This is a genomic window from Rhodobacteraceae bacterium M382 (genome assembly GCA_025141015.1).
In the GTDB taxonomy this organism is placed as follows: Bacteria; Pseudomonadota; Alphaproteobacteria; order Rhodobacterales; family Rhodobacteraceae; genus Aliisedimentitalea; species Aliisedimentitalea scapharcae.
On sequence record CP081098.1, the window covers coordinates 1,728,776 to 1,741,465 of the forward strand.

Consider the following 12,690-nt stretch of genomic DNA (forward strand, 5'->3'; position numbering starts at 1 on the left):
CATGGCGCTGTCACGACGCACCGGGCAAAGGTTCCAGGGGTCGATTTGGCCCGGGTTCGTGGATGCGATGACCGGTCTGTTGCTGGTCCTGATGTTCGTACTGACCATCTTTATGGTGGTTCAGTTCGTGCTGCAGGAGACCATTACCGGACAGGAAAGCGAATTGGACGAACTGTCCGCCGAGGTCAGCGCATTGGCCAGCGCGCTGGGGTTGGAAGAACGCGAGAGCAATCAGCTGGAGGCCCGGCTGGGCGCGCTGAACACGACGTTGAACACGACACAAAGCGACCTGGATCAGGCCCGGAGCCAATTGCAGGATCAGAGCACACTGATCGCGGCCTTGACCGGAGAACGGGATCGCCAGGCCGAGGCATTGGAAACGGCGCGCAGCCAGATCACCGATTTTGAAGCCCAGGTGGTGGTGCTTTTGGCTGATCAAACTACCGCACGCGACAGCATCGCGGCATTGCAGCAACAGCGCGAAGATCTCGAAACCGCTCGTTCCGCGTTGGAAGGTGAACGCGATTCACTGAATCTGGCTCTGGCACAAAGCCGATCAGAAATCGACGTGCAGGTTGAACAGGCCCGCCTGGCAGCGGCCAAGCGAGAGGCAATGGAGGCGTTGATTGCGGATCTGCAAAACCAGAGCGAGACACAGGAAAGCCAATTGTCCGAACGCCAGGCCCGACTGGAGGCCTTGCAGGAAGATCTGACGGCCGAACAGGCGGCGCGCCTGGCTGAAGCTGCCGCAGCCGAGGCGTTGCGAGACAAGCTGACAAATGCGGATGCCGAGCTGACAGCCATGACTCTCGCGCTCGAAGCGCAACGGCAAGAGGCCGAAGATACGCTGACCCTTCTGGCGGCGTCCAAGGCGGCAGAAGACGCGTTGCACGCGCGCCTGTCCGACCTGTTGTCTCAGATCGACGCAGCGCAGGCACAATTGTCGGACCGCGATGAGTTGGCCGAACGGCTGACCCGGGTTCTGTCTCAGATGGAAACCCGCCAGTCGGAAACCGCCCAGAAGATCTCAGCGTTGGAGGTCGAGCTTAATCGGGTGCGCAGGGATGCCACTCAAACCCGCGATGACCTGTCAGCGCAACTCACCGCGGCGCGTGCAGATGCAGCGCAAACCCGTGATGCGCTGGAGGCGGAGCTGGCACGGCAACAGGCCGTAACAGTTCAGACCCAATCCCAATACGAAGAACGGTTGGCGCAGGTTCAGGTGGATCATGCCGCCGCGCGGGCGTCGTTGGAAGCCGAACTGGCCGGTGCCCTGGCCGAGGCTGACGCCGCCGAACGCGCGTTGCGGGATCGGTTGGCCGCTGTTCAGGCCGAAGCCGACGCCACCCGGTCACGGTTGGGTGCGGAATTGGCTGCGACAAAATCCGAGCTGGAAAATGTGCGCAATTCGGCCAGCGCCACGGCGGCAGATCGGGCCAGCGTCGAAGAACGGTTGCTGGCCGCATTGGATTCGCTGGAACGTGCCCAGGCCGCAGCATCAGAAAACGACGTGTTGCAATCTCGGCTGGCCGCCGCGCTTGCGGCGCAGGAGACAGCCGAAACCGCGGCAACCGGAAATTTGAGCCTGGCCGAACAGCGGGCTGTTTTGCTGGCCCAAGCGCGGGCGGCATTGGCTGAGGAACAGGAAGTCGCGTCAGAGGCACAGCGCCAAACAGCGCTGTTGAACCAGCAGGTCGCAGCGCTGAGATCTCAGTTGGGCAGCTTGCAAGCCCTTCTGGATGACTACAAGGAACGGGATGTTTCGGCGCGTGTGCAGTTGCAGACATTGGGGCAGGATCTGAATACCGCTTTGGCCCGGGCTGCATCCGAAGAACGCAAGCGGAGGATCCTGGAAGAGGCGGATCGCAAACGGCTGGAGGCGGAGGCATTGGCGCTGGAGGCCGAAGCCAAGGCATTGGCCGAAGAAAAGAAAGATCTGGAGCGCTATCGTTCAGAGTTTTTTGGACGGTTGCGTGAGGTGTTGGGCAACCAGGAAGGGGTTCGCATTCAGGGGGACCGGTTTGTGTTCTCGTCCGAAGTGCTGTTTCCACCGGGCGGGGCCGAGCTGTCCGTGGAAGGCGAAGTCGAGATTGCCAAAATCGCGGGAATTCTGCGCGGCGTTGCTGATGAGATTCCAGAAGGTATTGATTGGGTGATCCGCGTGGATGGGCACACAGACAATACGCCGCTGGTGGGGCATGCAAAATTTGCGGACAATTGGGAGCTGAGCCAGGGTCGCGCGCTTTCGGTGGTCCGGTTCATGGTCGAATGGCTGGGCATTCCGCCCGAACGTCTGTCGGCCAACGGTTTTGGGGAATATCAACCGATCAACCCGTCGGACACCGCACAGGCGCGGGCTCAGAACCGCCGGATCGAATTGAAGCTGACCGAAAAATAACTGCGAAGGCTGGCTGGGGGGGCTCCCGCCAGGTTGGTCTGCATTGACATGCATCCAAACCCGTTGGGCCGGGCCGCGTTTGGCCAGCCTGACGTCTGGCCAAACGCGGCGGGCGCAGGTGGTTGGGTCTGTGCAAATCGGGAGGGGTGTGCGTCCAACCTGGATTCGGGTGGGGCGCAAGACCTTTAGGGCAGGGTCAGGGTAACCTCTGTTCGGTCAATCAGGGTTCCGTTGCGTGTCATGGTGACCGATCCGAGGTAGCGCCCGGCGGGCCAGACATCGACCCTGCGGCGCTTGCCTGTGGCGCGAAAGAACTGAGCCTTTGATTTTTCCAGCTGTGCCACATGGCTGGCAAATGGTCCGTCTGGCCCATCGATGGTCAGTCGTAAAATATCTCCGGCTTGACCTCCATAAGCATATCCCCACAGCACCAGCGCGTCATCGGTTTCTGTGAGAGTGATCTGATTTGCGCGTCCGGATTTGATGTCGTCATAGGTGGGAAGTTTATTGGCGAACCCTGCGCCGATCAGGCCGCCTGGTGTATAGTGGGGGAGGTCCTTCCACAGGTGGGGACCTGACCGCGAACAGCCGGTGTCTGACCGGGTCGACGGGGATGCGGGGGCAAAGGGGTCCACAATCTTGCCATTACGGCGCACCACAAGTTCCAGGTGCGGAAACTGGGTGTTGCCGGACAATCCGACCTGTCCCAGCGCCGTGCCTGCGGTAACCTGCTGGCCCTGTTCGACCAAGATCGAGCCGCGTTTGAGATGGCAGTATTGGGTTTCCCAGCCGTCAGCATGCACTAGGGCGACTCCATTGCCGCACCCTTTATCCTTGACCAGATGGCGGTTGGCGGCATTCACGATTTGATCCGGCATACCGTCGCGCAGGGCACGGACGACGCCGGGTGCCGCGGCGACTATGGTCACGCCGCGCGTCATGTCCGTCAGATAGGGCAGGGCATAATCTGTCCCTGTATGACCGTCATAGCTGAGTGTGCCACAGCGGAAGTCCATGGCACCGGGACCGGGGTCATGATCGACGAATTGCTGGATATAGCAATCGTCATCCAATGTGCATTCTATCGGTTGGTCGAGACGAAAATCGCTCGCGGCCACGGGGGCTGCGAGCGACAGAAGCAAACTACACAGTGATACAACCAGACGCATCAATCAGCGGTCAGAAGCGGTGGCTTGTCCCCCGAGATCCGAGGACTTTCCGGACCTTCGATGCTGAGATCCAGCTTGCCGTCCTTGACCGCGACCTTGACCAGCCCACCTTTTGCCAGCTTGCCAAACAGCAACTCTTCGGCGAGCGGCTTTTTGATATGCTCCTGGATGACACGGCTGAGCGGTCGCGCACCCATCTTGTCGTCATACCCTTTGTCGGCAATCCATTCTGCAGCCGGTCGGGTCAGTTCGATCGACACATTGCGATCCAGAAGCTGCGCCTCCAACTGAAGAACGAACTTCTCGACCACCTGGAGGATCACATCCTTGGGCAGTGGCGCAAAGCTGATCACGGCGTCCAGACGATTTCGGAACTCAGGGGTAAAGGTGCGTTCGATGGCTGCCGTATCTTCGCCCTCGCGTCGGTCGCGCCCGAACCCGATGGCGGCCTTGGCCTGTTCGCTGGCCCCGGCATTCGAGGTCATGATCAGTACCACGTTACGGAAGCTGACAGTGCGGCCGTTGTGGTCCGTCAGTTCCCCATGATCCATCACCTGCAACAGGATATTGTAGACATCCGGGTGCGCCTTTTCGATCTCGTCAAGCAAAAGCACGCAATGGGGGTGCTGATCGACGCCATCGGTCAGCATCCCGCCCTGGTCAAACCCGACATAGCCAGGAGGGGCACCGATCAGGCGGGAGACGGCATGTTTCTCCATGTATTCCGACATATCAAAGCGCAGCATTTCCACGCCCAGAATGTCTGCCAGCTGTTTGGCGACCTCTGTTTTGCCCACGCCTGTCGGCCCGGCGAACAGATAGTTCCCAATGGGTTTTTCCGGTTCTCGCAGGCCCGCGCGGGCAAGCTTGATGGCACTGGAAAGCGCACCAATCGCGTCATCCTGGCCAAATACCACACGTTTCAGCGAGCGCTCCAGGTCCTTGAGCACCTCAGCATCGTCCTTGGAGACGTTTTTCGGCGGGATGCGGGCAATCTTGGCCACGACGGATTCGATTTCCTTGACCCCGATGGTCTTGCGTCGCTTGCTTTCGGGGACCAGATGCTGAGCAGCACCGGCCTCGTCGATGACATCAATCGCCTTGTCGGGCAGTTTTCGGTCATTGATATAGCGTGCGGCCAGTTCGACCGCGGTCTTGATCGCGTCCGAGGTGAATTTGATGCCGTGATGCTCTTCGAAATAGGGTTTCAGGCCGCGCAAGATCTTGACGCTATCCTCGACCGAGGGTTCGTTGACGTCGATCTTCTGGAAGCGTCGTGCCAGGGCGCGGTCCTTTTCAAAGTGCTGGCGGAACTCCTTGTAGGTGGTCGACCCCATTGTGCGCAGCTTGCCGCCCTGCAAAGCAGGCTTCAGCAGATTTGACGCGTCCATGGCACCGCCCGACGTCGCCCCGGCTCCGATCACGGTGTGAATTTCGTCGATGAACAGCACTGCGTCCGGGTGGTCTTCCAATTCGGTGACGACCGCCTTCAGCCGCTCTTCGAAATCACCGCGATAGCGGGTGCCAGCCAGCAATGCCCCCATGTCGAGCGAATAGATCGTGGTTTCCGACAGAACGGTGGGAATTTCCCCGGCAACGATCTTGCGTGCCAGCCCTTCGGCGATAGCGGTCTTGCCGACACCCGGGTCGCCCACCAGCAGCGGGTTATTCTTGCGCCGACGGCACAGCACCTGAATGCAGCGTTCGACCTCTTCGTCCCGGCCGATCAGCGGGTCAATATCGCCCTCGCGCGATTTGGCGTTCAGGTCGACGCAATATTTCGACAACGCGCTTTCCTTGGCCTCGCCCTCCTGTACGGGTGTGGCCTGCATTTCATCTTCCTGATCTTCGGCACCGGACACAGGTCGCGCCTCGCCAAATGCGGGATCCTTGGCCACGCCATGGGCAATAAAGTTGACCGCGTCATACCGCGTCATTTCCTGATCCTGCAGCAAATAGGCGGCATCGCTTTCGCGTTCGGCAAAGATCGCCACCAATACATTTGCTCCGGTGACCTCGGTGCGACCCGAACTTTGGACGTGGATCGCAGCGCGTTGGATCACCCGCTGAAAGGCAGCGGTGGGCACGGCTTCGGATCCGTCAATATCGGTGACCAGATTGGCCAGCTCTTCGTTGACGAAATCGAGTAAGTTCGATCGCAATTCGGTCAAATCGACCGAACAGGCCCGCATGACGCGCGCGGCATCGGGTTCGTCCAGCAGAGCCAAAAGCAGATGTTCCAGCGTTGCAAATTCATGGCGTCGCTCATTCGCCAGCGCCAGCGCGGCGTGAATGGCCTGTTCCAGTGTGCTCGAGAATGAAGGCACGTGCATGCTCCTTCCGTATTGGGTCGGCCGGGGGATTCGCGCGTGTCGGTTCCCCCCGGAACCAACCATGACCTCATAGTGTTAGAGTTTGGTTGATCGACGCCTGGCTTCAAGGCTTTTCTTTCATTTTTCCCACACATTTGTTGTGAGGGAAACAATGTTGCAAGCGTCGAGGGTGATCAAAAGATGTCCTTGCGCTTACGCACTTCTGTAAAAACATCTTCCAAATCAGCACCTTGCAGGTTCAATACCTGTTGAATTTCTTGTGACTGCGCACGCAAGAACGGGTTTGTCGCTTTTTCCAGCGCCAGCGTCGATGGCACTGTTGCCTCGCCTGCGGCGCGGGCCCGGGCGATAGCGACGATACGGGACTGCAAGTCAGGGTTGCCGGGTTCGATGGTTTCGGCAAACCGGGCGTTGGCTTCGGTGTATTCATGCCCGGAATAGACAATTGTGTCGTCGGGCAGGGCGGCCAGCTTTGACAGCGACTGCCACATTTGCCGCGGCGTGCCTTCGAACAGGCGCCCGCATCCCAGCGCCATCAGGCTGTCGGCGGTAAACACGGCTTTGCTGGCAGGCATGTAAAAGGCGAGATGGCCAATGGTATGGCCCGAAACATCCAGAACCTGCACCGTTTCTCCACCGATGGAAAAGCTGTCGCCTTCGACCACGGCCAGATCCAAAGGTGGCAGGCGGTGTGCATCTGCATCCGCTCCAACGACTTGGGCGGGGTGGGCCGCCAGGATCTCGGGCAATGCGTCGATGTGGTCCCAGTGGTGGTGGGTCAACAGCACGTGGCTGAGGGTCCAACCCCGGTCGGCCAGGGCGGTCAGGATTGGTCCCGCTTCGGGCGCATCAATAAGAGCGGTGTCGCCAGTACTGGCATCATGGGCCAGAAATGCATAATTATCGCTCAGGCAGGGGATCGTCAGGATCTCAAGGGGCATGGTCATTCGGCTCATCATTGCTAAACTGCCCCCAGCTTGGCCCAAGGAGCAGGCACCCGCAATGCATCTTGATGTGCAGGACCTGAGGAATTTTTATTATCGTAGCACGCTGGGCCGCGCTGCGCAGGCTTCTATTCGGGGTCGGCTGCTCCGGATGTGGCCGACGGCTCAGGGGCAGACGGTCGCGGGTTTCGGCTTTGCCGCGCCACTGTTACGCCCGTATCTGGCGGAAGCACGTCGGGTCATCGCGCTGATGCCTGCCCCACAGGGTGTGATGCAATGGCCTGCGGGGATGCCCAATGTTTCCGTGCTGTGCGAAGAGACCCTGTGGCCCGTGGAAACCGGACATGTGGATCGGCTGGTGGTCATGCATGGGCTGGAGACCTCGGATCGGCCAGCCCGGTTGCTGGACGAATGCTGGCGGGCGCTGGGGCCGGGCGGACGGGCGATATTCGTGGTGCCGAACCGGGCCGGTTTGTGGTCACGGTCGGACAAGACGCCGTTTGGGTATGGGCGACCGTATACATTGGGTCAGGTCGAAGCTCAGCTGCGTGACCATCACTTTACTATCGAACGCCATGCGGCAACGTTGTATCAGCTGCCGTCGGCCAGACGCAGCTGGCTCAAGGCCGGACCGCTGTTTGAAAGAACAGGTCGGTATCTGCCTGCTATGCTGGCGGGCGGCGTCTTTCTGATCGAGGTGTCCAAACGGGTAAACCCGACAGGTGGGCTGGTCACCAAGGACAAGGCCCGCGCCCGGATCCGAATTCTCGAGGGGTTGTCCAACCCCGTTCCCAAGCCGATCTGACCCGGACACTGCCGCCGGAAGGGAGGCTGCCAGAACCAGAGTGTTAGGCCGCCCCGATGTTTTGCACGATGGCCGGGCGAGACGCCTGTTTTCTCTGACCCAGGTTTCAACATTTTCCCAGGGCCTCCGCCGCCGGTCGTCGGTGCAGATTGAAAACAACTGGCGTGGCGACGGAATGCCGTTTGGTCAGACTGGTCTGTGTCCTGACGCCTTTCGCAAAGCGAAAAGAGACCGGGGTGGCGCCCCGAGTTTCCGGGTTCCAATGGTGTCCGATACCAACTGTGACGAAGTCCGACCCCAATCTGTCGGTTTCGACATTCGAGACCAAATTTCACCCAGAATCCAGAGCGAGGAATCGCCAAAACCTGCAATTTGGTAACATTTTTCAACTGCCCAATCAGGTGCAAACGGTCGCAGTTGAGTTAAGATATTGAAATAAAACAATTTCATTGATTACCTGTTAACGCTATAGACAGTTGATAGCGGGGTCCCGAACTGCTACATCCACGCTGATTTTAACGCCCTGCCGCAATGGCGGGGCTGACTCACGCCCCCGGACACGCCGTATTGGCGCCAACCGGGGCCAAATATCGGAAGGGTGGACGTGTCCGAACCAGCTTCGATTTCCGCAGGCATTGCCAAGCGCTATGCCACTGCGATCTTTGAGATCGCCAAAGAGAACAAGAACCTTGATGGTCTTGAAACCAGCATTGCCGACTTGGGCACTGCTTTGGCTGACAGCGCAGACCTGCGGTCCCTGATCACCTCTCCGCTGATTTCGCGCGACGAGCAGCAGGCCTCCATCTCGGCCATTGCCAATAAGATGAGCCTGGCACCTGTGATGCAGCAATCGCTGGCTCTGATGGCGCAAAAACGCCGTCTGTTTGTTGTTCCTCAGCTTATTGCCGTCCTTGGCGACATGCTGGCCGAGGAACGTGGTGAAGTGGTCGCCGAAGTGACGTCGGCGAAGGCCCTGACCAAGACCCAAGCCGACAAGCTGGCCAAAACACTGGCCGAGCGTGTTGGCAAGACTGTCACCATCAATGCGACCGTCGATGAATCCATCATTGGCGGTCTTGTCGTTAAGGTGGGCTCGAAGATGATCGATAGCTCGATCCGCTCCAAGCTCAACTCCCTCCAGAATGCAATGAAAGAGGTCGGATAAATGGGTATCCAAGCTGCAGAGATTTCTGCAATCCTGAAAGACCAGATCAAGAACTTTGGTCAGGAAGCAGAAGTGGCCGAAATCGGTCGCGTGCTGAGCGTCGGCGACGGTATCGCCCGCGTGTACGGTCTCGACAATGTTCAGGCCGGTGAAATGGTCGAATTCCCGGGTGGCATCATGGGCATGGCCCTGAACCTGGAAAACGACAACGTCGGTGTGGTTATCTTCGGATCTGACCGCGACATCAAAGAAGGTGACACGGTCAAGCGCACCAACTCGATCGTGGACGTGCCAGTCGGCAACGGTCTGCTGGGTCGCGTTGTTGACGGCCTGGGCAACCCCCTGGACGGCAAAGGTCCCATCGAATCTTCGGAGCGTGGCGTTGCAGACGTCAAAGCGCCGGGCATTATCCCGCGTAAATCGGTTCACGAACCGATGGCAACCGGTCTGAAGTCGGTTGACGCCATGATCCCAATCGGCCGTGGCCAGCGGGAATTGATCATCGGGGACCGTCAGACCGGTAAGACCGCCGTTGCTCTGGACGCGATCCTGAACCAGAAATCCTACAACGAAGCCGCTGGCGACGATGAAGGCAAGAAACTGTATTGCGTTTATGTCGCGATCGGTCAGAAGCGTTCGACAGTTGCTCAGCTGGTGAAGAAGCTGGAAGAAACCGGTGCGATGGAGTATTCCATCGTTGTGGCCGCGACCGCGTCCGACCCGGCTCCGATGCAGTTTCTGGCCCCCTATTCGGCAACAGCGATGGCCGAATTCTTCCGTGACAATGGCCGCCACGCGCTGATCATCTATGATGACCTGTCCAAACAGGCCGTGTCCTATCGTCAGATGTCCTTGTTGCTGCGTCGTCCGCCCGGACGTGAAGCCTATCCTGGTGACGTTTTCTATCTCCACTCCCGCCTGCTGGAACGGTCCGCAAAACTGGGTGACGACAGCGGCAATGGCTCGTTGACCGCTCTGCCGATCATTGAAACCCAGGGTGGTGACGTTTCGGCGTTTATTCCAACCAACGTGATTTCGATCACCGACGGTCAGATCTTCCTGGAAACCGAATTGTTCTACCAGGGTATCCGCCCTGCTGTGAACACCGGTCTGTCGGTTTCGCGTGTGGGCTCGTCGGCTCAGACAAACGCGATGAAATCGGTTGCCGGTCCGGTGAAACTGGAACTGGCTCAGTACCGCGAAATGGCGGCCTTTGCTCAGTTCGGCTCCGACCTGGATGCCTCCACTCAGCAGTTGCTGAACCGTGGCGCCCGTCTGACCGAACTGATGAAACAGCCTCAGTATTCGCCGCTGACCAACGCTGAAATCGTCTGCGTGATCTTTGCCGGTACCAAAGGGTATCTGGACAAGATCGACGTCAAGGCAGTTGGCCGTTACGAGGCTGGCCTGCTGGCGCATCTGCGTGGCAAGCATCAGGATCTGCTGGACTTCATCACCAATGAAGATCCCAAGATCAAAGGCGACGCCGAGGATAAGATCAAAGCTGCGCTGGACGAATTCGCCGCTAATTTCGCTTAAGGGGGGACTAGGCAATGCCGAGTCTTAAGGACCTTAAAAACAGGATCGAGTCGGTCAAATCGACCCGCAAGATCACCAAGGCCATGCAGATGGTCGCGGCCGCAAAACTGCGTCGCGCCCAAGAGTCTGCAGAAGAGGCACGCCCCTATGCCAAACGGTTCAATGCCGTCATGGCGGGGCTGGCCGCTTCGGTCGGCGGCAGCGACTCTGCGCCCCTGTTGCTTCGCGGCACCGGGAGCGATCAGGTTCAACTGCTGGTCGTCATGACCTCCGAGCGCGGCCTTTGCGGCGGCTTCAACGCCAACATCGCCAAACTGGCACGCCAAAAGGCCGAAGCGCTGCGCGCTGCGGGCAAGACAGTCAAAGTTCTGACTGTCGGTAAAAAAGGCCGTGACAGTCTGAAACGCGATTTGGGTGACGCCTATGTCGGCCACGTGGATCTCTCCGAAGTCAAGCGCTTGGGTTATGCCAATGCGCAGGACATCGCGCGGGACGTTCTGAACCGCTTTGATGCTGGTGAATTCGACGTTGCAACGATTTTCTATGCGGAATTCGTCAACGTTGTGACCCAGGTGCCCACAGCGAAGCAGATCATTCCGGCGTCGTTTGACGCTTCGGAAGGCGTGGAAGGCGGATCGGTTTACGATTACGAGCCCAGCGAAGAGGCCATTCTGGCCGATCTGCTGCCTCGTGGTGTCGCGACCCAGATCTTTTCCGCCCTGCTGGAAAATGGCGCATCCGAACAGGGTGCCCGGATGAGCGCGATGGACAATGCGACCCGCAATGCGGGCGAGATGATCGACAAGCTGACAATCGAATACAACCGTTCGCGTCAGGCCGTCATCACCAACGAGCTGATTGAAATCATTTCGGGCGCTGAGGCGCTCTAAAAGACAACCGGAGACGAAACATGGCTAATGCAAAAGGCAAAATCACCCAGGTGATTGGCGCCGTTGTAGACGTTCAGTTCGAAGATTCCCTGCCGGAAATTCTGAACGCTCTGAACACAACCAACAATGGTAAGAACCTGGTGCTGGAAGTTGCTCAGCACCTGGGCGAAAACACAGTCCGTACCATCGCGATGGATGCGACCGAAGGTCTGGTGCGTGGCGCCGTTGTGACCGACACCGGCGCTCCGATCTCGGTGCCTGTCGGGACCGGTACTCTGGGCCGCATCCTGAACGTCATCGGCGAACCGGTTGATGAAAAGGGTCCAGTCGAAAGCACGGGTAGCCGCGCCATCCACGGCGAAGCACCTTCGTTTGCCGACCAGTCGACCGCAACCGAAATCCTGACCACCGGCATCAAGGTCATCGACCTGCTGGCCCCCTACACCAAGGGTGGTAAAATTGGTCTGTTCGGCGGTGCCGGCGTTGGTAAAACCGTTCTGATCATGGAACTGATCAACAACATCGCAAAAGTGCACTCGGGCGTGTCCGTGTTCGCGGGTGTTGGTGAGCGGACCCGTGAAGGGAACGACCTGTACCACGAGATGATCGAATCCGGTGTTATCGTTCCCGATAACCTGTCGGAATCGAAAATTTCCCTGGTTTACGGTCAGATGAACGAACCTCCAGGTGCCCGTATGCGTGTTGCTCTGTCGGGTCTGACCCTGGCGGAACAGTTCCGCGATGACACCGGTTCGGACGTTCTGTTCTTTGTGGACAACATCTTCCGCTTCACTCAGGCCGGTTCCGAAGTTTCGGCTCTGCTGGGTCGTATTCCTTCGGCTGTGGGCTATCAGCCGACACTGGCCACCGACATGGGTGCCATGCAGGAACGGATTTCGTCGACCAAAAACGGTTCGATTACATCGGTTCAGGCCGTGTATGTTCCTGCGGATGACTTGACCGACCCTGCACCTGCGACATCGTTTGCGCACCTCGATGCGACAACCGTTCTGGACCGTGCGATTTCGGAAAAGGGTATCTACCCTGCCGTGGATCCGCTGGGTTCGACATCGCGTCTTCTGGACCCGCTGGTCATCGGTGACGAACACTATACCGTTGCAACCGACGTTCAGCAGATCCTGCAGCGTTACAAATCCCTGCAGGACATCATCGCCATTCTGGGCATGGACGAACTGTCGGAAGAAGACAAACTGGCCGTTGCCCGTGCGCGTAAGATCGAACGCTTCCTGAGCCAGCCATTTGACGTTGCAAAGGTCTTTACCGGCGCAGACGGCAAACAGGTTCCTCTGGAAGACACCATCGCGTCGTTCAAGGCCGTTGTGGCTGGCGAATACGATCACCTTCCCGAAGCAGCCTTCTACATGGTTGGCGGCATCGACGAAGTGATCGCAAAAGCCGAAAAAATGGCTGCTGAAGCGGCCTAAGG

Annotated in this window: 9 protein-coding genes; 6 read left to right on the forward strand and 3 right to left on the reverse strand. The window is 58.8% G+C overall.

Going from position 1 to position 12,690, the window contains the following annotated elements; genetic code table 11:
- Position 1: 1 nt before the first annotated feature.
- Positions 2-2,398 (forward strand): peptidoglycan -binding protein, encoded by a 2,397-nt coding sequence (locus tag K3727_07920; protein UWQ92695.1) that lies wholly within the window; start codon positions 2-4, stop codon positions 2,396-2,398.
- A 185-nt stretch (positions 2,399-2,583) separates the two neighbouring features.
- Here the strand turns inward: K3727_07920 and K3727_07925 are convergent, their stop codons facing one another.
- The 3 genes from K3727_07925 to gloB form a co-directional block, all read right to left on the reverse strand.
- On the reverse strand, positions 2,584-3,567 hold the full coding sequence (locus tag K3727_07925; protein UWQ92696.1) for a M23 family metallopeptidase: 984 nt from the start codon (positions 3,565-3,567) through the stop codon (positions 2,584-2,586).
- The gene (clpA, locus tag K3727_07930; GenBank protein UWQ92697.1) at positions 3,567-5,894 is read right to left on the reverse strand and encodes an ATP-dependent Clp protease ATP-binding subunit ClpA; all 2,328 of its coding nucleotides are present in this window, start codon (positions 5,892-5,894) and stop codon (positions 3,567-3,569) included. The genes K3727_07925 and clpA overlap by 1 nt, the downstream gene beginning before the upstream one ends.
- A 179-nt stretch (positions 5,895-6,073) precedes the next feature.
- Positions 6,074-6,841: a hydroxyacylglutathione hydrolase gene (gloB, locus tag K3727_07935; GenBank protein UWQ93311.1), complete on the reverse strand. Its 768-nt coding sequence runs from the start codon at positions 6,839-6,841 to the stop codon at positions 6,074-6,076.
- 61 nt (positions 6,842-6,902) lie between these two features.
- On the opposite strand from gloB, the gene K3727_07940 reads away from it, so the two are divergent.
- From K3727_07940 to atpD, 5 genes are all read left to right on the forward strand, one after another.
- Positions 6,903-7,649 (forward strand): methyltransferase domain-containing protein, encoded by a 747-nt coding sequence (locus K3727_07940; protein UWQ92698.1) that lies wholly within the window; start codon positions 6,903-6,905, stop codon positions 7,647-7,649.
- A 604-nt stretch (positions 7,650-8,253) separates the two neighbouring features.
- Positions 8,254-8,814, forward strand: coding sequence for a F0F1 ATP synthase subunit delta (locus K3727_07945; GenBank protein UWQ92699.1), 561 nt, complete (start codon positions 8,254-8,256; stop codon positions 8,812-8,814).
- Entirely contained in the window at positions 8,815-10,353 is a 1,539-nt protein-coding gene (gene atpA, locus K3727_07950) for a F0F1 ATP synthase subunit alpha (GenBank protein ID UWQ92700.1), read from the forward strand. It begins immediately after the preceding gene.
- A 14-nt stretch (positions 10,354-10,367) separates the two neighbouring features.
- Positions 10,368-11,243, forward strand: coding sequence for a F0F1 ATP synthase subunit gamma (locus K3727_07955; GenBank protein ID UWQ92701.1), 876 nt, complete (start codon positions 10,368-10,370; stop codon positions 11,241-11,243).
- A gap of 20 nt (positions 11,244-11,263) precedes the next feature.
- Entirely contained in the window at positions 11,264-12,688 is a 1,425-nt protein-coding gene (gene atpD / locus K3727_07960; GenBank protein ID UWQ92702.1) for a F0F1 ATP synthase subunit beta, read from the forward strand.
- The last annotated feature ends 2 nt before the right edge of the window (positions 12,689-12,690 follow it).